Raw genomic sequence first — 25,159 nt, forward strand, 5'->3', positions numbered from 1 at the left:
CGGGGGTCGGGGGTCGGGGGTCGGGGCTACTGGCGGGACATCTCGGCCCGGGCCTCGGCCTCGGCGGCCCCCGGTGCGGGACGCGAGACGAGGTCGATCACGAGTTCGTGGAGATCGCCCGAGAAGGTGAAGGGACTGTCGTAGCGACTCGACACCGCCGATCCGTGGTCGTAGCCGACGCTGGCGCCGACCGACGAGATCATCCGCATGTAGAGCTCGGTCTCCCCGGTGCCGCACGAGACGCCGTCGACGAAGACCTCGATCGAGCCGGTGCGGCCCTCCCCACGACGGAATGTGGCCGTCAGGACCGACTCGCCCTCCGGCACGGGGACCTCCGACTCGACGACCGTGTGGTCGTCGAACGCGTTGTAGTCGACGACGAGGCGATCGTCCTGCACGAAGACGGTGATGCCCGAGTTCTCGGTACCGGTGGCGAAGAGCACACCCTCGTCGCCGGCCTCACGGGTGACCCGCGCGGTGAGATCGAAGCTGCGCCCGCCGATCGCCGCCGCCGCCTGGGCCGCGATGGCCGACATCGGCGGACGGTAGACGTAGCGCTTGTCGGCCGGGTGGGGCGAGTGGTCGCGGAAGCGAGCGCCGAAGAGTTCGATCGTCCGGTCGTCGAGCGGCAGGACGCCGTGACGGTCGGCCTCGGCCCACCACAACTCGATCAGCTCGGCCAGTCGATCGGGCTGGTCGTCGGCGAGGTCGTTGCACTCGGACGGGTCGGCGACCAGGTCGTAGAGCTCCCAGGTCTCGGTGTCGTAGTCGGCGCCGGGCGTGTGCTTCTGCACTGCCTTCAACGACCCCGACACCAACGCCCGGCTACCGCCCATCTCGAAGTACTGGAGCGTGTTCGTGGCCGGGGCCGCGGCGTCGTCGAGGATCGATCGGAACGAGTGCCCGGTGACGGGCAACTGGTCGATGCCGCGGTAGGTCGACGGCGGCGTCACACCGAGCAGGTCGTAGATCGTCGGGACGATGTCGGCGACGTAGGTGAACTGATCGCGCTTCGTGCCGCGGTGCTCCTCGGCGATGCCGGCCGGCCAGTGCACGATCATCGGCACGTGAACGCCACCCTCGTGCGTGTTCTGCTTGTACCACTTGAACGGCGAGTTGCCGGCCTGCGCCCAACCCCACGGGTAGTTGGTGTGGCTGTGCGGACCACCGATGTCGTCGATCCGTTCGATGGCGGTGTCGGCGGTCTCGAAGATCCCGTTGAAGAACTTCATCTCGTGCATGACACCGAAGGGCCCGCCCTCCTGCGACGCACCGTTGTCGGCCATGACGACCAGGATCGTGTTGTCGAGCTGACCGAGGTGCCGCAGACCGTCGACCAGACGACCGATCTGGACGTCGGTGTGGTCGAGGAACGCGGCGAACGCTTCCTGCAGGCGGGCGTTGAGTCGCTGCTGGTTCTCCGGCAGGTCGTCCCACGCGTCGACACCCGGGTTCCGGGGTGCCAACTCGGTGTGGTCGGGGATCACGCCGAGCTCGATCTGGCGTCGGAACCAGCGCTCGCGCACGACGTCCCAACCCTCGTCGTACCGACCGCGGTACTTGGCCAGGTATTCCGGCGGGGCCTGGTGCGGCGCATGTGTCGCACCGAAGGGGAGGTAGCCGAAGAACGGCTTGTCGGGCCGCACGCCCTTGCTGTCGGAGATCATGCGCAGCAACTGATCGACGAGGTCTTCGCTGACGTGGTACCCGTCCTCGGGTCCGGCCGGCGGATCGATCGGATGGTTGTCGGCCACGAGTTGCGGATTGAACTGGTCGGTCTCGCCCTCGAGGAAGCCGTAGAAGCGGTCGAACCCCCGGGCCAGCGGCCACTGGTCGAACGGACCGGCGGCCGAGCACTGCTCCATCGGCGCCAGGTGCCACTTCCCCGCGCAGAACGTGGCGTAGCCCTCCTCACGCAGCACCTCGGCGACGGTGGCTGCGTGGTTCGAGATGTGACCCAACTGGTTGGGGAAGCCGGTGCGGAAGTTCGAGACCGCCCGCATCCCGACGGCGTGCTGCGACCGACCGGTCAGCAACGAGGCGCGGGTCGGCGAGCACAGCGGGGTCACGTGGAAGTTCGTGAACTGCAGTCCATCGGCCGCGAGGGCATCGACGTTGGGGGTTTCGATGTCGGAGCCGTAGCAACCGAACTGCGCGAACCCGGTGTCGTCGAGCAGCACCACCACGACGTTGGGCGCGCCGTCCGCCGGATGCGGCGGGTCGTCGAACCAGGCTTCGGAGTCTGCGACGGTGCGCCCGATGCTCCCTTCGAACTTCGACGGTCTGGTCACGCGATCCCCCGGGACTCGAAACAATATGAGAGTTGCACTCTCACATAAGGGAGGTCGCCTGGCAAGCGGCGCGCCGGGATCTCAGCGTGCGGCGAGGGACGCAACCGCCGGCGAGTCGGCGAAGTAGGCCAACGCTGCCGGCGGGTCGGGGATCTGGCTCGGGTGGAAGTCCCGACGCAGTGAGGCGCGGAACGAACGGACCCCGCGTCGAGCGAGCTCGATGAGTTGGCCACGCTCGCGCCACAGCTCACGGACCGAGCGCCGGACGTTCATCTCCGGGTCCCACCGCAGCAGGCGGACCATGACGAGCGCCGGCTGCAGGACGATCCCGACGAAGACGATGACTCCCGCCACCATCTGGCGGACACGACTGGGGTCGATCGCGCTCGCGAGGTCATGAGCGACGGACTTGTGTTCGGCCTCCTCGGCGAGGTGCCAGAGGAACAGGTCCCGCATCTCCGGGTGGGCATCGTCGAACAAGCCGGTGTCGAACGCGTAGCCCGCGAGCATCGCGGTGTAGATCTCGATGCTCGCGATGAGCCAGAGACGGAGCTTCAACGGGACACGCGTGTCGAGGAACTCGGCCCGACGATCGAAGGAGGCCATCAGTCGGTCGACCGGCCAGCCCTCCTCGGCGAGGTGCTCGATGTAGCCGTGATGGCTGCGGCCGTGGATCGCCTCCTGGGCGATGAACGCCTTCACCTGGTCACGCAGCAGGCCGTCCTCGACCCGCGGCAGCGCCTCGCGGAAGGTGCGACAGAACATCCGCTCCCCCGGCGGCAGCAACACGTTGAACGCATTCGCCACGTGGGTGACCATCGGCGCACCGTCGACCCAGTGCACGGGCACGTCGGCGTAGTCGAACTTCACCCGCCGCACGACGGGCACGTGATCGGCAGGGACCTCACCGGTCCCCCCACTCGGGTCACCGGTCACGTCGCGGATCTGCGGCGGGTCGATGCTCATCGTCACTTCCCTCCGAGCGCGTTCGTGCGGGACAGCCGGGTCGCGAGGCGAGGTGCGAACCGTCGGATCCGGTGGCCGAGCCGCGCTTCGAACGACACGGGCAGCACGCCACCCTTCCGGTCTGCGACCGCCGCCCAGATCGCGTCCGCAACTCGCTCGGGCCCGAAGCCGCGCCGCTTGTAGGCCTTCTCTGCCCGGGCACGGTTCTTCTCGGCGTCGGGATCTCCGAGCAGTCGGGTGCCCGAGATGATCCCGGTGTGGACGATGCCGGGACAGACCGCGGTCACCGCGACGCCCGACGACCACAGATCGGCGGCGAGCGCATCGGAGAACCCGACGACCGCGAACTTGGTGGCGTTGTAGGCCGTCATGTTCCGCACCGGGACGAGACCCGCCATCGACGCGAGGTTGACGACATGACCTGACCCGCGCTCGACCATGGCCGGCACGTAGAGATGGCAGCCGAGGACGACACCGTCGAGGTTCACCGAGCGGATCCAGTCCCAGTCGTCCATCCCCATCGCCGTGAACGGTCCGCCCATCCCGACGCCGGCGTTGTTGACCAGGACGTCGGGCGCGCCGTGCATCGCCAGGACCTTCTCGGCGACGGCCGCCATCGCGTCGCGATCGGTGACGTCGACGACGTGGACCTCAGCAGTGCCGCCCATCTGCTGACACCGTTCCGCCGTGTCGGCTGCAGCACCAGCCTCGCGCTCGAGCAGGACGAGATGAGCGCCCTCCGTCGCAGCATCGAGCGCGGTCGCCCGACCGATCCCGCTGCCGGCACCGGTGACCAGCACGACCTTGCCTCGACGTCCGCCCGGGGTACCGGCCCCGTCCATCCCCGGCTTCGACCCACGGGGGCGGCGCTTTGCCGTCGGCGGCACGGGTCCGCCGACCTTCTCTCCGGCGACGTGGCGAGCGATGGCATCGGCGAGTAGCTCCGGGTGGCTGCGGACGACCCAGTGACCGGCCGCGAGTTCGAGCACCGAGATGTCGGTGCACAGGGGCGCCGATGCGAGGGCAAGCGGCGGGGTCACGTGCTGATCGTCCTGCGCGACGACCAGGAGGGTCGGCGTGGTGACCGAGCGGGGCGCCGGCGGCTCCGGGAGGCGGAGCGGGTTCAGGTTCTGCCGGTACAGCTCGAGCCCGGGAAGCGCGAAGGCGAGGATCTCCTCCGACGTGCGGTCGAGGATCGGGTCGTCGTCGGGGACGCCGCTCCCGGTGAGGATCTTGCGCAGCATCGGTACCGCTCGGCGCTTCCATGCCGCCTCGGCCAGGCCGCGCTTCTGGAACACGAGGATGTAGGTCGACGCCAGCGACTGCCGGAGCGCGGCACGGCTCCGGCTGCGCAGGAAAGGGCCACCCACACCGGCATGGGGCGCCGAGATCGAGGTCCACGACAGGACACGCGCACGCGGGCCGGAGTCGGCCACGTACGACCATCCGATGATCGAGCCCCAGTCGTGGCCGACCAGATGGAACGCCCCCTCCGGACTGCCGGTGACCGCGGTGGCGACGGCGTCGATGTCCTCGCACAGGCGGGCCATGGCGTGGCTGTCTTCGGTCGTCGGGACCGTGCTGCGGCCCATGCCGCGCAGATCGAACGTCACGACTCGGTGGTCGGTGGCCAGATGCTCGGCGACGAGGTCCCATGTCCGCAGATCGTCGGGGTACCCGTGCACGAGGACCACCACGGGTCCGTCCGCCGGTCCTCGACACTCCACGTGCAGCACCGCCGCACCGGAACGGACCTGCAACTCCTCGACACCCGTGCTCGTGGTCGTCATGGCCCCACGCTAGAGATGGTGATAGTCACTTACAAGTTTCAGTGACTCACGGTCGACCCGGGTACCCTCTCGCTCGTGGACACCTTGCCCGGCCTTCGCGAGCGCAAGAAGGCCCGCACCCGCGAGCAACTCCGCGAGCACGCACAGCGACTGTTCCGCGAGCAGGGGTTCGACGCCACGACGGTCGCCGAGATCGCCGCTGCCGCCGACGTCAGCGAGCCGACGTTCTTCCGCTACTTCCCCTCGAAGGTCGCCGTGGCACTCGCACCGCTCGAGGAGGTCGTCACCGGGCTGGTCGCCGCAGTTCTCGCTCGACCCGACGACGAGCCCCCGGTCGATGCCTGTCTCGGCGTCGCCGATGCCCTCACGACCATGGACTTCGAGATCCCGCCCACGACGCTCCAGGACCTCCGCGACCTGCGCAACAGCTCGAGCCCCGTGGCCGGCGTGCTCGCCGTCTTCGACGAGGCCACCGAGCAACTGTCGGTCGACTTCGCTCGACGCCTCGGAACCACGTCCGACGATCCCGTCGCTGCACAGACGGCGACGGTGGTGATGGGCACGCTCCTCGCTGTCATGCGGTCGTGGCTCGACGACCCCGACGGCATCGACCCCATCGATGCTGCCGCCCAGGGACTCCGCCGCCTGCGCGGGGGGCTGCGCTGACCGCTTCCCGATAGCGTCGATGCCCATGGCCCGGCGACGCACACGAGACCTCGCGCTCGTCGTCGCCATCTGGGCCGTCGTCTTCGCTCCCGGGTCGTTCGACGCCGCCGACGCAGAGCACGCCCCGGCGACCGAGGTCGCCGGCGAGCTCGCCGCGGCCGTGATCGCCCCGACCACCGGCGACGGCGCCGTCGTGGCGAACCGGCCCAGCCGCGATCGTTCCGACCACACGCCGAGCGCGCTGGACCTCCCGGCGTCGGCGACGACGCTGCATCCCACGCGGTCGATCACCGAACGGATCTCCGGTCGGTCAGGACCACGCCCATTCGACGCCCCCTGGTCGCCGGCCGCTCCACGCGGTCCTCCTCTCGTCTGAGCTGCCCGATACCGGTCGACCGACCGGACGTCCTGCACGTTCACCGACGAGAGGAAGGCATCATGCCGTCCGCATCAACCGTGTCGCAGCGGCCCCCAACGGCCCGCGTACGTCAAGAACCCATCGATCTCCTCGCGATCGCGCTCGCCGCGGTCCTCCCCGTTCTCCTCGTGCTCTCGGGGGCCCTCGCCGACTCGCCGCGCGTCGACGTCGCGTTCGAGAATCCGACCCCCTACGTGTACGACGTGTCGGTACGCGCCACCGGGAGCGACCAAGCGCTGGAACTCGGCACCCTCAGCCCAGCATCGACACGGTCCATCACCTCCGTGATCGACCAGGGATCGGCGTGGTCGATCACCTTCCGCTTCGCCGGCATCGAGGCCGGGACCATGGAGGTCGAGCGCACCGACATCGAGGGCGGCGCCATCGCCGTCCCAGAGGAGATGGCCCAGGCCCTCGAGCGGGAGGGCATCACCCCGCCACCGCCGTGACGTGGACGGAGTCGTGACGTGGAGTGAGCCGGCCGTTCACCCCTGCGCGCGACGGCCCTCGCTCGCCTCGGCAACGATCCGAGCGATCCGGCCCGCCTTGGTCTCGGCCTTGCTCGCGCTCACGACCCACCAGAGCATCTGCTTGCGAGCACTGGGCGGGAAGGCGTCCCAGTTCGAGCGAGCTTCCAGGTCGGCGTCGAGCGCCGCCGCCAGGTCGTCGGACTCGATGAGGTCCTCGACGCTGTCGTTGATGGTCCACCAGCCGTTGTCCTTCGCGACGGCGATGGCGGTGCGACCGGCGTCGGTCATGAGCCCTTGCGCCTCCATCTCGGCGGCACGCCGGCGGTTGAGGCGGGTCCAACTGCTCTTGGGGCGCCGGGGCGTGTACATCTGCAGGCCCCGGTCGTCGTCCAAGATGGCCATGGTCGAGTCGATCCACCCGAAGCAGATCGCCTCCTCCACCGCCTCCGGGTACGGACATCGCGGACGGTCCGCAGCACCACGCCACGAGCACAGCCACACCCCACGTTCGCTGGCGTGATGACGCTCGAGCCAGGACCGCCACTGTTCGCGGGTCTCGGCGTGGAAGACCGGGTTGTCGAACTTCCATGTGGCCGGATGATCCGAGATCGGCATGTCGTCGTCCATCGAGCCGCAGGGTAGGCGGACCGCTGCGAATACCCGATCCTCTGTCGCGCTGTGCTGGGTACGGGTCGGCAGTCGGGCGGCTCAGCGTTGGCAGTCCACCGCGATGGCCAAGGCCTCGCAGACCTGGTCCATCCGACCGTCGCTCAGCCTTCCGAGACGATCGACGAGAACACTGATGGAAACACTCTCGACCGAATCGAGGTTCACCGCAGACCGCAGCGGCACCGGGTCACCTCCAGGTTTCGAGCACCACTTCGCTCGGCAATCCCCGAATCGTCGTCGTGCACGGTCCGATCAGCGCACGTCGTAGAAGAGGGATCGCGGCGTCTCTCGACAGCACGACGACTCGGGACGAGGCGAGGTCGCCCCACTCGTCAGCCTGGTCCATCGGCGACTCCTCATCGGCGGCATACGCCGCGTCGATCTCGGCGGAACGACTGCTCCTGACCAGCGCTGCGAGTGCGGCATCGAGCGACGCACCGTCGTTCACCCCGGCTCGAAGCGTTCGCGCTTCGGCGAGAAGATCGCCGTCCACCGTTGTGCTCACGCGCTCTCGTGCCATGGCATGCGTATGCCATGGATGTGGCATGTTCAGGAGGCAGAACCGAGGTACCGATCCTCGGCGAGTTCCTCGAGCCGAGAGGGTCATGGAACCCAATAGATTCGGTGCATGTTTCGGTCTGTGCTGGGTGTGGCCCTCGCGCTTGCGCTCCTGGGCGCGGCCTGCGGAACCGACGCGGGTGAGGCGTCCGTGGACGCCGCTGTTCAGTCCTCGACATCGCAGCCGCCCGGTGCATCTCCTCCAACTGATGGGGCACCCGAAGAGACCGAGCCGACTCCGACTGCGCCATCTGCTGCGTCGTGCGACGACGCAATCCAAACTCTCGGACCCGCCGATGCTCTGGACGCAAGCGTCGATGCGCTCGACCTGATCGCCGAGGATCGTCTGGTCGGCCTTCTCCTGCCTGGCCACGAGCAACGCGAACTGATCGGACTCGACTACTTCGACGCACCCGAACAGCTGATCTTCCCGAGTACTGCGGCGCCAGAACGTCAGCTCGAGTCACTTCGTGTCAATCGCTTCGACGAGGGCTACAACGCGACCTACGCATTCGGGGTCGACTCGTACTCGCTGTTCGCATTGTCATTTCCGTCGCCAGAAGCGTCGAGCGCCTACCACCGGGTCTACCTCCAGAGCGTCTGCTCCGATCGGGGCCGCGACATGGACCGACTCGGGGACACAGCATCCGGCGTCACTTTCATCACCGAAGTCGGTCCTCAGTCCTACACGCACGCCGCCATTGCTGTCGGCAATGTCGAGATGATCTTCACCCTGTGCGTGTGCATCGAGACCGCCGACCATCGCCAGGTCCTCACTGACTGGGTCAGTGCCATCACCGCGCAGTTGGCGGGGCCCAGCTCTGGAGATGTCTAGGACGCCACCCCCGAAGCGCGAACTTCGCGAGACGACGGCACGAATACGTGCCGCCGCCAGTTGGTCTTGGCGGGGCGACCTCCTCCTGACCGCCAATCGCCCCAACGATCTGTTCCTCGTTACGAGCGACCCGCTCGACCCGGCAACAGTTGGCACCGCCGTGGCATGCGACGTGCTAATCCCGGCACGCTTCGACACATGGGACTGACTCGTCTGCTCGTGGCGCTGGTACTGGTGGTCGCCATCGGAGCATGCGGCGATTCGTCCGATCCGTCGACCGCACAACGATGTCGAGAACTCGAGCCCGATGTTTCGACAGCAGAAGCCTGGGAGGACATCGCTGCACTTCAGGAGGTCGTCGCCGAGTACATGCAACTCGACCGCGACGCGGTCCTCGGCAACGAATGACCACAGCACGGATCGGCGAGCGCATCTCGTTCTTCGGCGTCTGAGTTGCACCAGCGCAACTCAGACGCCGAAGAATCGGGTCGACCGCAGGACGTGTGCCAGTCGCGGGTCGTTCGGCGGCGGTCGATCCACCCTTCTGCTCTTCTTCGCCGTCCAGGACCCATCCATGACCGCCCGTCGCCGCTGGTGACCGCTGCGTCGGTCACGGGAGTGGGCGCAGAGGGACTCGAACCCCCGACATCTTCCTTGTAAGGGAAGCGCTCTAGCCAACTGAGCTATGCGCCCTGGATCGGACAACGGTAGTCGCCGCTCCCCCGCCGTCCCACCAGCATCCACGATCAGCGCGATCCATGTGACTACCGTCATTTTCAGCCAGTCCAGGGCTGCGATTGCTCAAGAAATTGTGGCATTCGTCCGACGACAGGGAGGTGCAGATGGCCGGTCCGAAGCGCAACGGTCATCGGGGGGCGCGCGGACCTGACGACCTCGTCGGCCGCTATCTCACCGAGATCGGGCAGTACCCATTGTTGATCGCGTCCGAAGAGGTCGAACTCGCACAGCAGATCGAGTGCGGGAAGGAAGCCGCCGCTCGACTCGAGGCCGAGACCGACCTCACCCCGGCCGAGCGTGCCGCGCTGCGACGCTCGGTCCGCACCGCCGGCAAGGCGAAGCAGCGGTTCATCCAGTCGAACCTGCGCCTCGTCGTGTCCATCGCCAAGCGCTACCAGTCGACGGGGCTCCCACTCCTCGACCTCATCCAGGAAGGCAACCTCGGGCTCATCCGGGCGGTCGAGAAGTTCGATCACCGCAAGGGCTTCAAGTTCTCGACCTACGCCACGTGGTGGATCCGCCAGGCCATCGGCCGCGGCGTCGCCGACAAGGGCCGCACCATCCGCCTGCCATCACATGTCGTCGACACGCTCACCACGTTGTCGAAGGCCTCGGGGACGCTGCTCAAGGAACTCGGTCGCGAGCCGACTCCCGAGGAGTTGTCCGAGCTGACGGGCATGACGGTCGATCGAGTGATCACCGCCCTGGGCGCGACCGCCGATGTGATCTCGCTGTCGGCCGGCGTGGGTGAGGACGCGACGGAGTTCGGCGACCTGCTCCCGGACGAGAACGCCGAGGTCCCCTTCGACGTCGCCGCACGCAGTCTCGAGAAGATCGCCCTGCGCAACCTGCTCTACACGCTCTCCGACCGCGAGCGCGAGGTCCTCGAGCTCCGCTTCGGCCTGGTCGGCGAACGCCCACTGACGCTCGACGAAGTCGGTCGACACTTCGAACTCACCCGCGAGCGGATCCGGCAGATCGAGGCCAAGGCGCTCACGAAGCTCCGCCATCCGTGCTCCCCCAACACACGCGGGCGAGCGCTCGCCGTCTGAGACTCCGCCTCGCTCGGCATCAGTCGAGTCGGGGCCAGACAGGATCGGGAAGGCGACGGTCGACGGGGGACGTCGCGGCCCGGGCCAACGTCACCAGCGCGTCTGCGGTCTCGAACTGCAGCTCGGGCAACCCGTCGGCCGGGAACCAGCGGGCCTCGACGATCTCGGGTGACCCGGGACGCACGGCGTCGAGTTCTTCGTCGGTCCCGATCGGTCGGGCCCGGAAGATGACGTCGACTCGCTGCGGTCGAGCGTCGACCACGACGGCGGGTTCGCCGAGCAGTTCGACGGCGACGCCGACCTCTTCCATCACCTCGCGCATCGCACCGTCGCGCGCCCGCTCGCCACGCTCGAGGAGACCGCCGGGCACGCCCCACCGTTCGCGGTAGGAGTGACGGACCAGGAGAAGCGCACCGTCGTCCCGCTCGATGAAGCACATGGCCCCGACGGTGAACGACGGGGAGATGGTGCGGACGACACGCCGGCGGACGGGGATCGGCAGGCGACCGAACACGTTCAATGCGCTGCGATGGAGGAAGCCGGCCACCGACGGATCCTACCGAGGGCCCCGGTCAGGACCCCCCGGGAATCGACGGATCGTCAGGCCATTGCAACGATCGTCGGGCCGCCACGAGCTCGTCGAGGAGTGCCGGTGTCGCACCCGCGATGGGTGTTCGCCGGTCGGTGTGGCCGAGCACCACGAGCTCGCGGTCGAAGGCATCGACCACGGGGACGCCCGCCTCCTGGCAGATGAGCAGCCCACCGGCGTAGTCCCAGGAACCGTGCGCGCTCGGCGAGCAGTCGATGTAGCCGTCGAGGACCCCTTCGGCCACCGCGCACAGGTCGAGCGCGGCCGCGCCGAGGGCTCGGAACTGCTTCCACCCCAGATAGCGGTTGGGATAGCCGGACATCCCGACGACCGACTCGGACAGCGCGGTCGCGCCCGAATGCTGTAGCGACCTCCCGTCGACGGTCGCACCGCCGCCGCGGGTCGCCTCGAAGCGACGCCCGCTCGCCTGGTTCACCACGAGCGCGGCGAGCGGTCCCTCGTCGTCGACGGCGCAGAGACTCGTCGCGAACCACGGGATGCCCCGACTGGCGTTCGTCGACCCGTCGACTGGGTCGACGATGACCACGATGTCCCGATCTCCGTGGGCGACACCGCTCTCCTCGCTCAGCCAGCCCATGCCGGCAGCGTCGAGCACGGCGAGGCACGCGTCGTCGGCTGCGAGGTCCGATCGGTACTGGCCGGCACGGGTGCCGGCGAGGCCCCAATCACCCAACTCGTCGAGCGCAGTGCGCACGGCCTCGGCCGCAGCACGCAGGGTCACCAGCACGTCGTCGTCGCCCATCGACGTCGACCGTAGTTCCGACGGTGCCGGTGTTCTCCGACCGGGGATCGCGTGGCAGGCTGGTCCCGATGGCTTCCATCGACGTTCCCGGCTTCATCGCTGACCTCAAGGACCACGCTGTCGACCACGGATTCCACGTGCACGACGAGCGTCACTTCGTCGAGACCTACTCGCTCCGCCAGGCCTGGGAGGTCGACCTCCACCCCGACGAGGCGTGCGGCGGCCCGCTCGACCTGCATCTCGCGCTCGATGTCGACCCCCGTGTCCTGCTGGCCTTCGAGGACGTCCTGCTCTCCATCGGCGAGGACGACGATCCGCCGGACGAGTTCCACTTCCCGCTGATCTTCACCTGGGCGTTGCCCCCGCTCCCGAGCGGACCCGACCTGTTGGTGCTCGCCACAGAACTCGCCGGCCTCGGCGGGCCCGACCTGCCCCTCGAGGTGTCGGCCATCGACAGCTTCGGCGCGGTGACCGACGCTCCCGAACGCTCGCTGGCGATCGTGGCCCGGGTCGAGGTCTCCTTGGCACGGGTCTTCCTCGGGCAGGAGCAGCTGTGCGACACCCTCGACCGCTGCCTCGACGTGTCGTCCTTCCTCCTCGACCGTGCTCCGGTCTGGCTCGACGAGTTCTGATCGCCATGGCTGACGTCTCCCAGTGCCCGTTCTGCGAACTCCGCTTCCAAGCGAAGTGGGAGCTCGTGGCCCACCTCGACAGCGACCACCCGGGCCGCGTCGTCGAGAAGGACCGCAGCGAGGGCGAGGTCATCGTCGAGGACACCGACCCGCACAACCCGAAGCCGCTGTAGCGACATGGCGGCGACGCCGGCGACGGCTGCGCTCGAAGCCGCAGGCGTCGACTTCACCACCACCGAGTACGAACTGCCGACCGACGCCGACGGCTACGGCGACGGGGTCGTCGAGGTCCTCGGTCTCGATCCGGCCACGGTGGGCAAGACCCTCGTGGCGATGGTCGACGAGCGGGCGGTGGTCGCCGTGGTCCCGGTGGCCGGATCGCTCGACCTCAAGGCGCTGGCGCGCGCTGCGGGAGCGAAACGAGCGACCATGGCCGACCATGCCGACGCCGAGCGTCTGAGCGGGTCGGTCGTGGGTGGCATCGCGCCGCTCGGTCACCGGACGAGGCTCGCCGTGTTCATCGACGCTTCGTTCCTCGACGTCGAGAAGATGCACGTCAGCGGCGGCCGCCGTGGCCTCGAGGTCACCGTTGCGCCCGACGCGCTGGTGTCAGCCTGCGGCGCCACGGTCGCACCGATCGCGCGATGACGAGCGGCGTGCCATCCGGTGCGCCAAGATCGTGACGACGAAGACGCCACGGGCGGCCACCATCCGGAGGTACGACGATCGCGACCGACACGACCACCGATGCGGGCGGGGCCCCGCTGGGTGACGACATCGCCGATCGGGCGGTGGCGCTCGTCCAGCACTGGCTCGTCGGCTCCGACATCGAGGTGGCGCCCGACGAACGCGAGGCGACCGAGCGACTCCACGACCTGATCGACGACCCCGACGGCGTCGCGTTCACGATGCAGTTCGTCGACCGGGTCATCCGGCCCGACGACCACCGGGTCGCCGCCGACCAACTCGCGTCGCTCGTGCTCGACGAGGCACCACTCCCGACGTTCCTCGGCCGCGTCGATCGTCTGCTGCTGACGGCGGGGGCCCGACTCGCCCCCCTGCTCCCCCGCGTGGTGATGCCGCTCGCCCGTCGGCGGATGCGCCAGATGGTGGGACACCTGGTGGTCGACGCCGAAGCGAAGGCACTCGAGACGCACCTGGGTGCCCGACGGGCCGACGGCTTCTCGCTCAACGTCAACCTGTTGGGCGAAGCCGTGCTCGGCGAGCGCGAGGCCGAACGCCGGCTGGCCGCGACGCTGGCGCTGCTCGATGACCCCAACATCGACTACGTGTCGGTCAAGATCTCCGCCGTCGCGTCACAGCTCAACCACTGGGCCTGGGACGACTGCATCGACCGCATCACCGATCGTCTCCGCACGATCTGGCGTGCCGCCGACGGCACCGACACCTTCGTGAACCTCGACATGGAGGAGTACCACGACCTCGAGCTCACCGTGGAGGCGTTCTGCCAGGTGCTGGCCGAACCGGAGTTCCTCGGGACCGAGGCCGGCATCGTGTTGCAGGCGTACCTCCCGGACTCGTTCCCCGCACTCCAGCACCTGGTGGCGTGGGCGGCCGAGCGGCGGACGAAGGGCGGGGCCGACATCAAGATCCGCATCGTCAAGGGCGCCAACCTGGCCATGGAGCGAGTCGACGCCGCCCTCCACGACTGGGAACTGGCGCCGTATCCGACGAAGGCCGAAACCGACGCCAACTACAAGCGGTGCGTCGACTGGGTCCTGACACCGGAACGGACCGAAGCGGTACGCCTCGGGATCGGGAGCCACAACCTCTTCGACCTCGCGTTCGCCCTGCTCGTCGCCGACGAACGGGCGGTGGTCCACCGCGTCGAGGTCGAGATGCTCGAGGGCATGGCGCCGACCCACGCCCGCACGATCAAGGCCGAGCGCGACGGACTCCTGCTCTACACACCGATCGTCGCCAAGACCGACTTCGACGTCGCCATCAGCTACCTGTTCCGACGGTTGGAGGAGAACGCTGCCCCCGGCAACTTCGTCCGTTCACTCGGTGACCTCGAACCCGGATCACTGGCGTTCGCCGAACAGGAGCACGCCTTCCGCGCTGCGGTCGCGCACCGCTGGCAGGTCGCGACGGGACGTCGACGAACGCTGGACCGCCGCACCCGGCGTCCGGCTCCTCCCGATCACTTCGTCAACGACCCCGAGACCGATCCGACCGACCCGGAGAACCGTACCTGGGCGCGCGCGATCGTCGAGTCCCCACCGACCGAACCGGTCACGCCCGTCGACGACTCGCTCCTCGACATGGAGACGCGGATGGGCACGGCCCGAGCGGCGCAGGCGGGATGGTCTGCCCGTCCCCGGGACCAGATCCGAGCGACGTTGCGCCGGGTCGCCGACGAGTTCGACCGCCGCCGAGCCGATCTGCTCGCGGCAATGGTCCACGAGGCCGGCAAGACCGTGGCCCAGGGCGACCCCGAGGTCTGCGAGGCCGTCGACTTCGCCCGCTACTACGCCGAGCAGGCGATCGACCTCGACGCGACGGGTGCGCGCTTCGACCCGCTCGGTGTCGTGGCGGTCATCCCTCCGTGGAACTTCCCGGTGGCGATCCCCGCCGGCGGCGTCCTCGCAGCGCTGGCCGCCGGGAACAGCGTGATCCTCAAGCCGGCGCCGGAGACCCCACGCTGCGCCGAGATCGTCGCCGAGTGTTGCTGGGCTGCGGGCGTGCCGGGCGAGGTCCTCCAGTTCGTCCGAGCGCCGGAGAACGAGGTCGGCCGGCACCTGATCACGCACGCCGACGGCGTGGTCCTCACCGGAGCGTCGGCCACGGCGGAACTGTTCCGCTCGTGGCGACCCGACCTGCGCCTCTTCGCCGAGACCTCGGGCAAGAACGCGATGGTCATCACTCCGAACGCCGACCTCGACCTCGCGGTGAAGGACCTCGTCGCCTCGGCGTTCGGGCACGCCGGCCAGAAGTGTTCGGCCGCGAGCCTGGCGATCTGCGTCGGCGACGTCTACCGATCCGAACGGTTCCGGCGTCAGTTGCGCGACGCCGTCGAGAGCCTCGTGGTCGGAGCGTCGACCGATCTCCGCACGACGATGAACGGGCTCATCACCGAACCGGGTGAGGCGCTGGAGCGAGGGCTCACGCGACTCGAGCCCGGCGAGGAGTGGCTGGTCCGCCCCCGACGCCTCGACGACCGCCTCTGGCCACCCGGCGTGCGCCTCGGCGTGGTCGCCGACTCGTGGTTCCACCGGACCGAGTGCTTCGGACCGGTGCTCGGCGTCATGCACGCCCACGACCTCGACGAAGCGATCCGACTCCAGAACTCGAGCGCGTTCGGCCTCACCGGCGGGATCCAGTCGCTCGATCCCGAGGAGATCGAGCGATGGACCGACCAGGTCCAGGTCGGCAATGCCTACGTCAATCGTGGGATCACCGGCGCCATCGTCCAACGGCAGCCCTTCGGTGGCTGGAAGGCGTCGTCGGTCGGCCCCGGTGCCAAGGCCGGCGGGCCGAACTATGTGATGCAACTCGGCATCTGGCACCCGACGTCGGCGCCGTCGACCACCACTCCGGGCGCGTGGCTTGCCGCGGCCGAGGCCGACGATCGGCTGTGGTGGTCCGATCACTTCGGACGCGAACACGACCCGACCGGGTTGTTCTGTGAGTCGAACGTCTTCCGCTACCGACCGCTCCCGGCGATCGCGATGCGGGTCGACGTCGGCACGCCGACCGAGCACGTGGAACGGGTGCGGTCCGCCTCGAGGCGGTGTGGCGTGCCGGTGATCGAGTCGTGGGCGCAACAGGAGAGCGACGCCGACTTCGCCGATCGTCTCGAGTGGCTCGACGTCACCCGGGTCCGCGTCCTCGGGACGGTGTCGGACGAACTCCGAATCGCGGCAGCTCGCAACGGCATCCATCTCGCCGACGATCCCGTCACCGCGAGCGGACGTGTGGAACTCCGCCACTACCTGCGCGAACAGGCGGTCAGCGAGACCACCCATCGCTTCGGGAACCTCGTCCGCCGCTGATCGAGGCCGTCAGAAGACGGCTCAGAGGACGAGAATGCCGCCGATGCCCAGCATCATCAGGCCGCTCGCTCGCGTGAGGGTCGTGCGGGACCGGTCGCCGAGACGGCTGGCGAACGTCGCCGACGCCGCCGCCAGGCTGCTGTGCCAGACGGCCGATGCCAGGACGAGGCCGACCCCGAAGAGGATCAGAGCGGCCGGGGTGCTGATGCTCGACGGGAGGGCAAGTGCGAGACCGGACCAGGCGACGAGGCTCAGCGGGTTGAACGCCGTCATCGCTGCGAGGGTCCGGGTGGGGCGGCGCAGCGACGCGATGGCCTCGCGGGCTCGCTCGGCACGGACCACGGTCATGACAGCGATCGCGACCAGCAGGAGACCGAGGACGATCTCGACGTCGCGGACGATGCCGGCGTCGAGTCCGGCGAGGAGTCCGGCGCCACCGAGAGCGATGGGAACCGTGAGCCCGTCGGCCATGACCACGCCACCGGCGCCGGCGAGCGCCGCACGTCGTCCTTGTTCTGCACCGAGGCCGACGAGGGTGAGCGAGACCGGGCCGATGGGGGCGACGAGGGCGAGGCCGGTGAGGAATCCGAGGAACAAGACCATGACGACAAGGATGGCGGTGTTTTCGCTGGAGAACCTGCGGAACATCCAGGTGCAGCGCACTTTGTTCCGTAGGATCTACGGTCATGGACGACATCGACCGCAAGATCATCAAACTGTTGGTCGCCGACGGCCGCACCTCGGTCACCGACCTCGCCGATGCCGTCCACCTGTCGCTGTCGGCGGCGTCGCAGCGGCTCCGACGACTGCAGGAGTCGGGAGCCATCGAACGGTTCACGGTCCGGCTCGGCGGTCCAGCGACCGGCCGCCCGGTCGAAGCCCTGGTCGACCTCCAGCTCTCCCCCGGCGCACCGTGGGAAGGCATCGACCACGCCTTGCGTGAGCAGGAGGACGTCGTCGACGCCGTCCACCTCACCGGCGGCTTCGACTACCAGATCCGGATCCGGTCGAGATCGATCGAGGAGCTCGACAACCTGCTGCGCTGGTTGAAGGAGTCGATGGGCGTGCGCGAGACCTCCACCCGCATCGTGCTCCACACCGTGGAGGGCTTCCCGCGAGAAGCCATCGACTGACCCCGAAGGCGACGTCGAGCACGGGGCGGACACAACGGACACGGCGCCGACGAGGGTCGGTAAGGTAACGACCGTTGCCAAAGCCGACCCCCACCCGCACTCCGTCGCGCTGGAACGGTCTCTCGACCGAAGAACGCCAGCGTGAACGTCGGAACCTCCTCGTGCAGGCCGCGCTCGAACTCCTCGCGTCCGAGGGTTCGTCGGGCACCACGGTGCGTGCGGTGTGCGCCGAGGCGCGGCTGAATCCCCGCTATTTCTACGAGAGCTTCGACGAGCTCGACTCGCTCGTCGTGGCGGTCTACGACCATGTGATCGGACTGTTGCGCGACCGTGTCGCCGATGCCCTCGTCGATGTCGGCGACCACCCGGTCTAGACCGTGCGAGCGACCATCACGGCGATCGTCACGTTCGTCGACGAGGACCGGCGCATGGGCCGAGTGCTCTACGTCGAGGCCCTCGGGAACGAGGCACTCAACGTCCGGCGCATGCAGACCGGCTTCGCACTGGTCGACCTCCTCCAACGCGACGTCGCTCGACGTCGGGGACAGCCCGGCGCCGAGCAGCTGGCGCGTCTGGCTGCCGCGATGCTCGTCGGCGGCATGTCCGAGATCCTGTCGGCGTGGCTCGACGGTCGGATCGAGATGACGTCGGAAGAGGTCATCGACGACACGACCGAGCTGTTCCTCGCCGTCGGCGAGCGGGCCGGCAAGCTCGAGGCGGCACGCCTCCGTACGTGAGCGTCCGGTGTCGCCGACACGACACCGAGGTGAACTCTTCCGGCCGAGCACACGCTGCGATCGGCCGTTTTGTGCAGTGCCTCCTAGGGTGCGCCCGTGGATCGTCGAAAGTTCCTCCTGCTCAGCCTCGCCTCCGGCGGCGCTCTGTCCATCGGTCGAGGCTTCCTCGCCCCCGCGTTCGCCGCACCGGCAGAGCCGGGCGACAGCCCCTACGGCCCGCTCGGTGATCCGGACGCCCTCGGCCTCCGACTGCCCGATGGTTTCACCTCCCGCCAGATCAAGCAGTTCGGGGTCCCGGTCGAGGGGACGCTCGAGTTGGGCGTGCCCTTTCCCGACGGCGCCGGCACCTTCGCCACCGACGACGGCGGTTGGATCCTGGTGTCGAACTCCGAGAACCCCCCGCCGAGGGACATCACCGACCCCACGCCGATCGGCCTCGACCAACTCGGCGGCGCGCAGGCCATCCGCTTCGCTACCGACGGCAGCATCACCGACGCCTACCCGATCCTCACCGGCAGCCGCTCGAACTGCGCCGGTGGCGCGACGCCGTGGGGCACCTGGCTCTCGTGCGAGGAGGTCGACGACGGCAGCGACCCTTCGAACTCCGGCAAGGTCTTCGAGTGCTTCCCCGAGGGCACGGCCGCGGATGCCGTCGACCTCCCGAAGTTGGGACGTTTCAAGCACGAGAACGCCACCGTCGACCCTGTGCGGGAGCAGGTGTACCTGAGCGAGGATCTGCCCGACGGCCTCTTCTACCGCTTCACGCCGACCACCTATCCCGACCTCACCGACGGCGTGCTCGAAGCGGCCCTCGTCGCCGACGACGGGTCGGTCACGTGGCTGGCGATCGACGACCCCGAGTGCGGGCTCGGCACGCCCTGCCGCCAGCAGGCGGCGGCCACGGCGTTCGACGGTGGCGAGGGCTGCGTCTACGACGACGGCAAGGTGTTCCTGACCACCAAGGGCGACGACCGCGTCTGGATGTACGACGCCGTCGCGGGGTCCATGACGATCCTCTACGACGCGTCCGACTTCACCGACCCGGTGCTCACCGGCGTCGACCACATCATCGTCCAGCCCGGCACCGGCAACCTCGTCGTCGCCGAGGACGGTGGCGACCTGCAGGCCGTGATGATCCGGCGCGAGGACTTCGCCGTGTTCCCGATCCTGCAGATGACCGGTCCCCAGCACTTCGAACTGATCGGTGCGCCGATCGTGTCCGAGGTCAGCGGCCTGGCGTTCAACCCTGCCGGCGATCGGCTGTACTTCAACTCGCAACGCGCACTGGGCGGCATCACCTACGAAGTCACCGGTCCGTGGCTCGAGGCACTCCAGGAGACGCCGACCACGACCCCGCCGACCACCGCGACGCCTCCCACGACGGCCGCACCCCTCCCCACGCTCGGCGGCGCATCACTGCCCGCGACCGGCGGCGCCAACCTGGGTCCCCTCGCCGTCGGGGCCGGCGCCGCAGCCGCTGGCCTGGTCGCCCTCCGCCACCGCCTCGACCACCAACTCCCCGACTGATCGACCGTTCGGAACTGGGCGTCGAGCGCGGCGGATGCGAAGCATCCGAACGAACCCGAGGCCGCCCAGCGGCCGAGGGTTCGCGTGGGCCCGGTGGGGATCGAACCCACGACCAAGCGATTATGAGTCGCGTGCTCTGACCAACTGAGCTACAGGCCCGGAGAAACTCCTGCTCAGGCCCGGTTTTCGGACCATGAGCGACATCATACTCCGCTAGCACTAGGCTTGTATACCAAGAGATTGTGCGAGGAATCGGAGGATGACGGTGGCCGCACACTACGACGACGAACTCCCCGAAGTCCTCGAGGACGAGTGGCACGACTTCCGTCGGTCCCTCCAGCGACGCGACCGCTCCCCCGCCACGATCGACGTCTACCGGCGCTCGTTCCTCGCGTTCTGGCGCTGGGCATTGGATCAAGGCGTCAACGAACCGGGCGACGTCGACCACACCGTGGTCAACCGCTGGGTCGACGCCATGCTCGAGGAACCGACGACGCGCAACGGGCGAACGGTCTACGCCACCGACCCCGAGACCGGCGACAAGACCCCGAAGCCGTTGTCGGTCAACACGCGGTCGATCCGCTACCGCTCCGTCCGGCCGTTCTTCAACTGGTGGGCCAAGGAGCACGACCGGCCATCGCCCTTCGACCGCGCGGACGCACCGGGCGGCAAGGCCGACGAACCGATACCCGTCGTGGAGGTCGACGACGTTCGGCGCATCCTCGCGACCTGCGCGAGCAAGGACCACGACGACCTGCGCGACGCCGCCATCATCCGCATCCTGTTCGACACCGGTGCCCGCCTCGGTGAGCTCGTCGCCCTCCAGGTCGATGACTGGGACCGACGAAACGACTTCCTGACCCTGCGCGGCAAGACCGGCACCCGCATTGTGCCCGTCTCCCCGTCGACCGGTGAAGCCCTCTCCCGCTACCGGCGCGTACGCAAGGCACACGCTCGAGCCAAGGACGACGCGCTCTGGCTCGGCCGACGCGGCGCGGTCGGCAAGTCCGGCATCGCTCAGATCCTCAACCGGCGCTGCGACCTCGCTGGCGTCGACCACATCAACCCGCACCGCCTCCGCCACACATGGGCGCACACCTTCCGAGCCGAAGGAGGCTCCGAGGGCGACCTCATGTACCTCGCCGGATGGTCGTCCACCGCCATGGCCCACCGCTACGGCAAGAGCGCCGCCAACGAGCGGGCACAACAATCCGCCCGCCGGCTCTCGGTCGGTGATCGCTTGTGAGCGAGGGGTTCGACGACCTAGGGGGGATCGAGTGGATGCCAGGGCTCGATGAGGCATCGAGTTCCCCGTCGCGCACGTTGGCGACTGCCTACTGCGGAGTGTCGGGCTGTGGGAAGAAGCTGGGCTTCACGGTCGAGGCCTACTCCGACCTCCACATGCTCGTCGGTATTCGTCGCGGCCATCCCAACAACATCACCAATGAGCTCGACCGCCGCTACCTCGACCGCAAGCGGACCCACGCCAAGAACGCTGGGCAACGCTTCGACCACGGCTTAGCTCGTGTCCGGATCGTGCTTGAGGGCGTCGCCGGCCGTCCGGTGGTTGCTACACCCCTGATCCGGGCCGCCGTCCCAGCCGAGTTCCACGAGGAATGGGCGGATTGGCTCGCGACGGTCGAGAACCCGCGATGGGAAACGCACGTGTACACGGACTGCGGAGCGCACCTATCCGTCATCCTCGTTGAGGACGCCCACCGGGCCGTTCATTCGGGGAAGCTCGTTTCGCGCCCGGTGGTCACTCCGGAGTAGCACACCGCTCCTGTATCCTCGCGGTTAGTCAAATCAGGCCGGGCGCGGCGCCCACTCCCCTTGGCATGGGGCGACCCGAAAGGGAGCACCCATGCCTTTGACGCCTACCCAGCGAACGCTGCGGGCTCAAATCGCCGCCCACACTCGATGGGCCAACGACGACCCGGTGGCCGGAACAGAGAAGGCTCGAGCCGCCTTCCTCGACAAGTTCGAGCGCGAAGTCGATCCCGACGGCGACCTTGAGCCTGGCGAGCGTGCACGCCGAGCGGCCCACGCCCGCAAGGCTCACTTCAAGCGTCTCGCGTTCAAGTCCGCCAAGGCTCGCCGGTCCGGTCCCGGGGAGGTCGCATGAGTGTCCCCAACGGCGAAGGCGCCTCCCTCGGGAGACGCCTCGCAGATCAGTCCACCGACCAGGACGAACGGATCACCCCCAATCGTAGCCGCCGCCTGACCGTCAACGGCTCGGAGCTCCATGTGCTCGAGGCCGAGCTCGAGGAGCTGCGCGGGGCGGTGATGGGCGATGGCTGAACAACGTCCAACGGTGAAGGTGCCAGGCGTTGGTGAACTCACCCTCGAGTTCGTTCGTGACGTGCTCGCCAAGCGGACCGACCGCTACCGCTACGACTGGCTCCTCGAGCTACGCGACGCCACCGAGGTGAACGTCGCGACCAAGGGCGTGCTCTTCGTGATCGGGATGGCGTGCAGCGGCGACGGCACCGGCTCCTACATGCGGGTGTCGACAATCGCCGACCGCTGCAACCTCCGAGAGCGAGCGACCTCGAACCACATCGCTGCCGCTCTCGCCAGTGGATGGATCATCCGCACCCGCAAGGGCCACAAGGTCGGACGCGGCGAGGGCGCCTTCGGGAGCACTTCGGAGTACGCGTGCGTCATTCCCAGTCGGCAGGAGTTTGCCGGTTCGGAGGAAAGTCCAACCGGCACGGATGTGCCTGATGGAAGTTCCCAGCATGCAGATCCGTGCGACCCAACCGGCACGAACGCGCCTCCCAGTACGCACGATGTTGCCGCGAAAGGGTTTGAAGCTTCTAAGAAGACCTCTCCTCACGATGACGTAACGCGCGATAGAGGCCCGTTCGACTTCGACGCGGCTAGAGCAGGGGCGAAGAACGGCGCTGACCGCGCCCGTGAGAACTTGGGGTCCCGATACCGCAGGCCGACCGAGGAGGTCGGCTGATGGCTCGCGAGACCGTGAGAGACAAGGCAGGCCGGTACCTCCTCGAGGGCCGAGTCATCCTCAACCGTGTCGACGCCCGCATGGTCGTCGCCCGAGTGCGCGGCGATGGAGCGATCTACTCCACAGGGTGGGCCAACGGCGCCTGGTCGTGCGATTGTCCGCACCAGGCGCGTACCGACTGCTCGCACGTGCTCGCGCTCAAGCGCGTGACCGCAATCGACCTAGGGGCGGACCGATGACGGCCCGCTCGCACACCAGGACGGCGAGGAAGCAACGCCAGCAGCGACGCCGGCACGAACTCAGGAAGCGGGCCCGAAAGCGAGCGCGAGCGGAAGGGGCGACGCCGATGAGCGCCGTCCACCCAAGCCAGGACGACCTGACCGCCGAGGACTGGCGCATGTACGCCCTGACCGCGGACCAGTACGTGTGCACCAACAGCCAGCGCTTGGCGAACTCGGTGCTACGTCGAGTAGCGGAGCTCCGTGAACTCGCTGTCATGTTCGCCGACGAACAGAAACGCGCCGAGGAGACCGGCGTGGCGTCATCGTGGGAACCAATGACCGCACAAGAAGTCGCCCAGCACGTCCACTGCACAGAACAGTCCGTCACCCGCCGTTGCCGGACCGAGCTCGCCGAAGCCGGTCTCGCCTGGAAGGTCGGCCGTTCCTGGGTGCTCCATCCGAAGTCGATCGAGGTGCTGACATGAACCGTTCACAGGTAATGGACCTCATCACCCAGGCCGAGGCCGTCGGCGACTACGTCACCGCGATGCGGCTCAAGAGCCAACTCCACCACGACAACCAGAACCGCACCGGCAGCGACGGAATCATGTCGCTTCCCGACGAGGCCGAGACCCGCGGCGACTCGTTGCGCCGGCAACTCGAGCAAGCCCTCGCGAATGGCGACGCCCTCGGCGCGTCGGTGTTCGCGCAAGCTCTCGCCGACCCGGGAGTGCTCGGCGAAGGGAACTCTGGTCCGGCAGCTTCGCTGTCGACTGCCGACCAGGGTTCCCGCACACCTCCCCCGGCAGTCCCGCCGCTCGAGCAAGCCCTCGCCCAGGCCGAACGAGACGGCGACTGGGACGAACACAGCCGACTCAACCTCATCAAGCTCGCCCAATACGCAAAGGACCACCCCCATGGCTGAGACCAAGCTCGGACCGATCCCCGGCGCACGCCTTCCCCGCGAGCTCCTCAACTCGCCGTTCACCGCCGAAGTCGAGAACTTCGACACCTGCCGCGAGCGGGCCCAGGGAGCACGACGCGCGCTCGACGCTCTGACCAAGCGACGCCGAGAAGCTGAGAGCGCCGACGCCGACGCCCTGGCCGACGCCCTCGCCGCTGGCAAGAAGGACCCTGGCGCGAGCCACGTCCCCGCCCTCGAGGCCGAGATCGCCGACGCCCACCGGGTCGCCCTCGCCCTTCACCGCAACGCCGCTCGGGCATGGGACGACCTCATGTCAGCCATGACCGCTGACCGCTTGGCCGAGTGGCAGGACCAACTCCGTGCCGAAGCAGACCAGGCGAAGGAACAGATCCTCGCCGCCCTCGCCACGCTTCCCGATCATGTCCTCGCCATCGACAAGATCACGTCACGCCTCGAGTGGTCCCGCTCCGTCGCGGCGCACACCGTGCACAAGACCCGAGGCTTCCCCTCCGGCATGCCCATCCGCGAAGCCATCATCGAAGGCGGACGCCTCCACTCGACGCCCGTCAACGTCGTGCTCAACGCGCTCGCCGCATGGGCCACCCAGCCCCCCACCACGGCCGGCGAGGAGGCCGCGTGACCATGGACCGCCGGCACTCGCCCGAGGGGTGGGGTATGGAAGGTAGGGCCATGCCCCAAATGACCGGGCGGGGCGGCGTCTCCGTGGTCCGACAACACCTCGGAGGGGTTTGAGAATGGCTCCTGAGACCGTCCCCAAGCCCCCCGAAGGCCTCTCAGCGCGTGCTGCGAAGCTCTGGACCGACGTGCTCACCGAGTTCGAAGGCGCCGCCGTAGAGCAGGCCCTGCTCCACGAGGGCCTCGTCGCCCTCGACCGCGCATCCCAGGCCGCCGCAGTCGTGGAATCCGAAGGCGTCACCGTCACCGACCGCTACGGCAGCCCCAAGGGCCACCCCGCGTGCGACATCGAAGCCCGCAACCGGACGCTGTTCGCGTCGATCATGCGCCAACTCGGCGTGCGCCTCGTCGACGACACCGGCACGCGCACCGGACCCCGCCAGAAGGTCGCCCCCATGCGGAAGGTCGGCTGAGCCATGCGGCGCCGCGCCCCAGAGCGCCCGGACGTCGACGACGAGAACCTTTTCCTACACGCCCGATCAGCGTTGAACCGGCTGGG

The 25,159-nt window shown here is 68.6% G+C and carries 31 protein-coding genes, 2 tRNA genes and 1 pseudogene; 24 read left to right on the top strand and 10 right to left on the bottom strand.

What is annotated here, in order from left to right; translation table 11 throughout:
- Positions 1-26 precede the first annotated feature (26 nt).
- The 3 genes from AB8619_RS10495 to AB8619_RS10505 all read right to left on the bottom strand — a co-directional run bounded on the left by AB8619_RS10495 (position 27) and on the right by AB8619_RS10505 (position 5,047).
- Complete coding sequence (locus tag AB8619_RS10495; protein WP_436792588.1) at positions 27-2,291, bottom strand: arylsulfatase; 2,265 nt, start codon at positions 2,289-2,291, stop codon at positions 27-29.
- A gap of 81 nt (positions 2,292-2,372) precedes the next feature.
- A complete protein-coding gene (locus tag AB8619_RS10500; RefSeq protein WP_436792589.1) occupies positions 2,373-3,257 on the bottom strand; it encodes a metal-dependent hydrolase in 885 nt (294 codons plus the stop codon).
- 2 nt (positions 3,258-3,259) lie between these two features.
- Positions 3,260-5,047, bottom strand: a complete 1,788-nt coding sequence (locus AB8619_RS10505; protein WP_436792590.1) for an SDR family oxidoreductase — start codon at positions 5,045-5,047, stop codon at positions 3,260-3,262.
- A 75-nt stretch (positions 5,048-5,122) separates the two neighbouring features.
- On the opposite strand from AB8619_RS10505, the gene AB8619_RS10510 reads away from it, so the two are divergent.
- The 3 genes from AB8619_RS10510 to AB8619_RS10520 all read left to right on the top strand — a co-directional run bounded on the left by AB8619_RS10510 (position 5,123) and on the right by AB8619_RS10520 (position 6,580).
- The gene (locus tag AB8619_RS10510; protein ID WP_436792591.1) at positions 5,123-5,713 is read left to right on the top strand and encodes a TetR/AcrR family transcriptional regulator; all 591 of its coding nucleotides are present in this window, start codon (positions 5,123-5,125) and stop codon (positions 5,711-5,713) included.
- A 25-nt stretch (positions 5,714-5,738) separates the two neighbouring features.
- Positions 5,739-6,089 carry a hypothetical protein gene (locus AB8619_RS10515; protein ID WP_436792592.1) on the top strand — a complete coding sequence of 117 codons (351 nt, stop codon included), beginning with the start codon at positions 5,739-5,741 and terminating at the stop codon, positions 6,087-6,089.
- Between the two features lie 62 nt (positions 6,090-6,151).
- Positions 6,152-6,580, top strand: coding sequence for a hypothetical protein (locus tag AB8619_RS10520; protein ID WP_436792593.1), 429 nt, complete (start codon positions 6,152-6,154; stop codon positions 6,578-6,580).
- A 36-nt stretch (positions 6,581-6,616) separates the two neighbouring features.
- Here the strand turns inward: AB8619_RS10520 and AB8619_RS10525 are convergent, their stop codons facing one another.
- Together AB8619_RS10525 and AB8619_RS10530 are read right to left on the bottom strand one after the other, a co-directional pair.
- On the bottom strand, positions 6,617-7,228 hold the full coding sequence (locus tag AB8619_RS10525) for a YdeI/OmpD-associated family protein (RefSeq protein ID WP_436792594.1): 612 nt from the start codon (positions 7,226-7,228) through the stop codon (positions 6,617-6,619).
- 81 nt (positions 7,229-7,309) lie between these two features.
- Positions 7,310-7,616, bottom strand: a pseudogene (locus tag AB8619_RS10530) (type II toxin-antitoxin system PemK/MazF family toxin).
- 282 nt (positions 7,617-7,898) lie between these two features.
- On the opposite strand from AB8619_RS10530, the gene AB8619_RS10535 reads away from it, so the two are divergent.
- Positions 7,899-8,663 (top strand): hypothetical protein, encoded by a 765-nt coding sequence (locus AB8619_RS10535; protein WP_436792595.1) that lies wholly within the window; start codon positions 7,899-7,901, stop codon positions 8,661-8,663.
- Positions 8,664-8,861: 198 nt separating this feature from the next.
- A complete protein-coding gene (locus AB8619_RS10540) occupies positions 8,862-9,071 on the top strand; it encodes a hypothetical protein (RefSeq protein WP_436792596.1) in 210 nt (69 codons plus the stop codon).
- A gap of 211 nt (positions 9,072-9,282) precedes the next feature.
- Here AB8619_RS10540 and AB8619_RS10545 read toward each other — a convergent pair.
- A tRNA-Val gene (locus AB8619_RS10545) sits at positions 9,283-9,356 on the bottom strand.
- Between the two features lie 149 nt (positions 9,357-9,505).
- Between AB8619_RS10545 and AB8619_RS10550 the strand changes: the two genes are divergently transcribed.
- Positions 9,506-10,453, top strand: coding sequence for a sigma-70 family RNA polymerase sigma factor (locus tag AB8619_RS10550; protein ID WP_436792597.1), 948 nt, complete (start codon positions 9,506-9,508; stop codon positions 10,451-10,453).
- Positions 10,454-10,472: 19 nt separating this feature from the next.
- Here AB8619_RS10550 and AB8619_RS10555 read toward each other — a convergent pair whose 3' ends face one another.
- Together AB8619_RS10555 and AB8619_RS10560 are read right to left on the bottom strand one after the other, a co-directional pair.
- Positions 10,473-11,000 carry an NUDIX hydrolase gene (locus tag AB8619_RS10555; protein ID WP_436792598.1) on the bottom strand — a complete coding sequence of 176 codons (528 nt, stop codon included), beginning with the start codon at positions 10,998-11,000 and terminating at the stop codon, positions 10,473-10,475.
- 25 nt (positions 11,001-11,025) lie between these two features.
- Positions 11,026-11,805, bottom strand: coding sequence for an inositol monophosphatase family protein (locus AB8619_RS10560; RefSeq protein WP_436792599.1), 780 nt, complete (start codon positions 11,803-11,805; stop codon positions 11,026-11,028).
- Between the two features lie 68 nt (positions 11,806-11,873).
- Between AB8619_RS10560 and AB8619_RS10565 the strand changes: the two genes are divergently transcribed.
- From AB8619_RS10565 to AB8619_RS10580, 4 genes are all read left to right on the top strand, one after another.
- The gene (locus AB8619_RS10565; RefSeq protein ID WP_436792600.1) at positions 11,874-12,437 is read left to right on the top strand and encodes a hypothetical protein; all 564 of its coding nucleotides are present in this window, start codon (positions 11,874-11,876) and stop codon (positions 12,435-12,437) included.
- 5 nt (positions 12,438-12,442) lie between these two features.
- Entirely contained in the window at positions 12,443-12,610 is a 168-nt protein-coding gene (locus AB8619_RS10570) for a hypothetical protein (protein ID WP_436792601.1), read from the top strand.
- A gap of 4 nt (positions 12,611-12,614) precedes the next feature.
- A complete protein-coding gene (locus tag AB8619_RS10575; RefSeq protein WP_436792602.1) occupies positions 12,615-13,085 on the top strand; it encodes a YbaK/EbsC family protein in 471 nt (156 codons plus the stop codon).
- Positions 13,086-13,228: 143 nt separating this feature from the next.
- Positions 13,229-16,453 carry a bifunctional proline dehydrogenase/L-glutamate gamma-semialdehyde dehydrogenase gene (locus AB8619_RS10580; protein ID WP_436792603.1) on the top strand — a complete coding sequence of 1,075 codons (3,225 nt, stop codon included), beginning with the start codon at positions 13,229-13,231 and terminating at the stop codon, positions 16,451-16,453.
- Between the two features lie 21 nt (positions 16,454-16,474).
- On the opposite strand, the gene AB8619_RS10585 is transcribed toward AB8619_RS10580, so the two are convergent.
- Positions 16,475-17,056, bottom strand: a complete 582-nt coding sequence (locus AB8619_RS10585; protein ID WP_436792604.1) for a LysE family transporter — start codon at positions 17,054-17,056, stop codon at positions 16,475-16,477.
- 83 nt (positions 17,057-17,139) lie between these two features.
- Between AB8619_RS10585 and AB8619_RS10590 the strand changes: the two genes are divergently transcribed.
- The 4 genes from AB8619_RS10590 (at position 17,140) to AB8619_RS10605 (ending at position 19,850) form a co-directional block, all read left to right on the top strand.
- Positions 17,140-17,586 (top strand): Lrp/AsnC family transcriptional regulator, encoded by a 447-nt coding sequence (locus tag AB8619_RS10590; protein WP_436792605.1) that lies wholly within the window; start codon positions 17,140-17,142, stop codon positions 17,584-17,586.
- 74 nt (positions 17,587-17,660) lie between these two features.
- Complete coding sequence (locus AB8619_RS10595) at positions 17,661-17,960, top strand: TetR/AcrR family transcriptional regulator (protein WP_436792606.1); 300 nt, start codon at positions 17,661-17,663, stop codon at positions 17,958-17,960.
- Positions 17,961-17,963: 3 nt separating this feature from the next.
- On the top strand, positions 17,964-18,323 hold the full coding sequence (locus AB8619_RS10600; RefSeq protein ID WP_436792607.1) for a hypothetical protein: 360 nt from the start codon (positions 17,964-17,966) through the stop codon (positions 18,321-18,323).
- A gap of 96 nt (positions 18,324-18,419) precedes the next feature.
- Positions 18,420-19,850: an alkaline phosphatase PhoX gene (locus tag AB8619_RS10605; protein ID WP_436792608.1), complete on the top strand. Its 1,431-nt coding sequence runs from the start codon at positions 18,420-18,422 to the stop codon at positions 19,848-19,850.
- Between the two features lie 85 nt (positions 19,851-19,935).
- Here AB8619_RS10605 and AB8619_RS10610 read toward each other — a convergent pair.
- Positions 19,936-20,009 (bottom strand) — tRNA-Ile (locus AB8619_RS10610).
- Positions 20,010-20,109: 100 nt separating this feature from the next.
- On the opposite strand from AB8619_RS10610, the gene AB8619_RS10615 reads away from it, so the two are divergent.
- The 10 genes from AB8619_RS10615 to AB8619_RS10660 all read left to right on the top strand — a co-directional run bounded on the left by AB8619_RS10615 (position 20,110) and on the right by AB8619_RS10660 (position 25,073).
- Entirely contained in the window at positions 20,110-21,096 is a 987-nt protein-coding gene (locus tag AB8619_RS10615; protein ID WP_436792609.1) for a tyrosine-type recombinase/integrase, read from the top strand.
- Positions 21,093-21,623 carry a hypothetical protein gene (locus AB8619_RS10620; protein ID WP_436792610.1) on the top strand — a complete coding sequence of 177 codons (531 nt, stop codon included), beginning with the start codon at positions 21,093-21,095 and terminating at the stop codon, positions 21,621-21,623. Before AB8619_RS10615 ends, AB8619_RS10620 begins: the two co-directional genes overlap by 4 nt.
- Positions 21,624-21,714: 91 nt before the next feature.
- Positions 21,715-21,975, top strand: coding sequence for a hypothetical protein (locus AB8619_RS10625; protein WP_436792611.1), 261 nt, complete (start codon positions 21,715-21,717; stop codon positions 21,973-21,975).
- Entirely contained in the window at positions 21,972-22,151 is a 180-nt protein-coding gene (locus AB8619_RS10630) for a hypothetical protein (protein ID WP_436792612.1), read from the top strand. The genes AB8619_RS10625 and AB8619_RS10630 overlap by 4 nt, the downstream gene beginning before the upstream one ends.
- The gene (locus tag AB8619_RS10635; RefSeq protein WP_436792613.1) at positions 22,144-22,818 is read left to right on the top strand and encodes a hypothetical protein; all 675 of its coding nucleotides are present in this window, start codon (positions 22,144-22,146) and stop codon (positions 22,816-22,818) included. Before AB8619_RS10630 ends, AB8619_RS10635 begins: the two co-directional genes overlap by 8 nt.
- Positions 22,818-23,057 (top strand): hypothetical protein, encoded by a 240-nt coding sequence (locus tag AB8619_RS10640; protein ID WP_436792614.1) that lies wholly within the window; start codon positions 22,818-22,820, stop codon positions 23,055-23,057. Before AB8619_RS10635 ends, AB8619_RS10640 begins: the two co-directional genes overlap by 1 nt.
- Positions 23,058-23,164: 107 nt before the next feature.
- Positions 23,165-23,524: a hypothetical protein gene (locus AB8619_RS10645; RefSeq protein ID WP_436792615.1), complete on the top strand. Its 360-nt coding sequence runs from the start codon at positions 23,165-23,167 to the stop codon at positions 23,522-23,524.
- Between the two features lie 14 nt (positions 23,525-23,538).
- Entirely contained in the window at positions 23,539-23,964 is a 426-nt protein-coding gene (locus tag AB8619_RS10650) for a hypothetical protein (protein ID WP_436792616.1), read from the top strand.
- On the top strand, positions 23,957-24,604 hold the full coding sequence (locus tag AB8619_RS10655) for a hypothetical protein (RefSeq protein ID WP_436792617.1): 648 nt from the start codon (positions 23,957-23,959) through the stop codon (positions 24,602-24,604). Before AB8619_RS10650 ends, AB8619_RS10655 begins: the two co-directional genes overlap by 8 nt.
- A 115-nt stretch (positions 24,605-24,719) precedes the next feature.
- Positions 24,720-25,073, top strand: a complete 354-nt coding sequence (locus tag AB8619_RS10660; RefSeq protein ID WP_436792618.1) for a hypothetical protein — start codon at positions 24,720-24,722, stop codon at positions 25,071-25,073.
- Positions 25,074-25,159 lie beyond the last annotated feature (86 nt).

The sequence above is a fragment of the Actinospongiicola halichondriae genome, from assembly GCF_049103745.1.
Classification (GTDB): domain Bacteria; phylum Actinomycetota; class Acidimicrobiia; order Acidimicrobiales; family Salinilacustritrichaceae; genus Salinilacustrithrix; species Salinilacustrithrix halichondriae.

Coding starts and splice junctions, on each gene's coding strand:
- AB8619_RS10500 (WP_436792589.1), bottom strand. CDS start 3,257: ATGAGCATCGACCCGCCGCAGATCCGCGACGTGACCGGTGACCCGAGT.
- AB8619_RS10505 (WP_436792590.1), bottom strand. CDS start 5,047: ATGACGACCACGAGCACGGGTGTCGAGGAGTTGCAGGTCCGTTCCGGT.
- AB8619_RS10515 (WP_436792592.1), top strand. CDS start 5,739: ATGGCCCGGCGACGCACACGAGACCTCGCGCTCGTCGTCGCCATCTGG.
- AB8619_RS10520 (WP_436792593.1), top strand. CDS start 6,152: ATGCCGTCCGCATCAACCGTGTCGCAGCGGCCCCCAACGGCCCGCGTA.
- AB8619_RS10525 (WP_436792594.1), bottom strand. CDS start 7,228: ATGGACGACGACATGCCGATCTCGGATCATCCGGCCACATGGAAGTTC.
- AB8619_RS10535 (WP_436792595.1), top strand. CDS start 7,899: ATGTTTCGGTCTGTGCTGGGTGTGGCCCTCGCGCTTGCGCTCCTGGGC.
- AB8619_RS10540 (WP_436792596.1), top strand. CDS start 8,862: ATGGGACTGACTCGTCTGCTCGTGGCGCTGGTACTGGTGGTCGCCATC.
- AB8619_RS10550 (WP_436792597.1), top strand. CDS start 9,506: ATGGCCGGTCCGAAGCGCAACGGTCATCGGGGGGCGCGCGGACCTGAC.
- AB8619_RS10560 (WP_436792599.1), bottom strand. CDS start 11,805: ATGGGCGACGACGACGTGCTGGTGACCCTGCGTGCTGCGGCCGAGGCC.
- AB8619_RS10565 (WP_436792600.1), top strand. CDS start 11,874: ATGGCTTCCATCGACGTTCCCGGCTTCATCGCTGACCTCAAGGACCAC.
- AB8619_RS10570 (WP_436792601.1), top strand. CDS start 12,443: ATGGCTGACGTCTCCCAGTGCCCGTTCTGCGAACTCCGCTTCCAAGCG.
- AB8619_RS10575 (WP_436792602.1), top strand. CDS start 12,615: ATGGCGGCGACGCCGGCGACGGCTGCGCTCGAAGCCGCAGGCGTCGAC.
- AB8619_RS10585 (WP_436792604.1), bottom strand. CDS start 17,056: ATGGTCTTGTTCCTCGGATTCCTCACCGGCCTCGCCCTCGTCGCCCCC.
- AB8619_RS10590 (WP_436792605.1), top strand. CDS start 17,140: ATGGACGACATCGACCGCAAGATCATCAAACTGTTGGTCGCCGACGGC.
- AB8619_RS10615 (WP_436792609.1), top strand. CDS start 20,110: ATGACGGTGGCCGCACACTACGACGACGAACTCCCCGAAGTCCTCGAG.
- AB8619_RS10625 (WP_436792611.1), top strand. CDS start 21,715: ATGCCTTTGACGCCTACCCAGCGAACGCTGCGGGCTCAAATCGCCGCC.
- AB8619_RS10630 (WP_436792612.1), top strand. CDS start 21,972: ATGAGTGTCCCCAACGGCGAAGGCGCCTCCCTCGGGAGACGCCTCGCA.
- AB8619_RS10635 (WP_436792613.1), top strand. CDS start 22,144: ATGGCTGAACAACGTCCAACGGTGAAGGTGCCAGGCGTTGGTGAACTC.
- AB8619_RS10640 (WP_436792614.1), top strand. CDS start 22,818: ATGGCTCGCGAGACCGTGAGAGACAAGGCAGGCCGGTACCTCCTCGAG.
- AB8619_RS10645 (WP_436792615.1), top strand. CDS start 23,165: ATGAGCGCCGTCCACCCAAGCCAGGACGACCTGACCGCCGAGGACTGG.
- AB8619_RS10650 (WP_436792616.1), top strand. CDS start 23,539: ATGGACCTCATCACCCAGGCCGAGGCCGTCGGCGACTACGTCACCGCG.
- AB8619_RS10655 (WP_436792617.1), top strand. CDS start 23,957: ATGGCTGAGACCAAGCTCGGACCGATCCCCGGCGCACGCCTTCCCCGC.
- AB8619_RS10660 (WP_436792618.1), top strand. CDS start 24,720: ATGGCTCCTGAGACCGTCCCCAAGCCCCCCGAAGGCCTCTCAGCGCGT.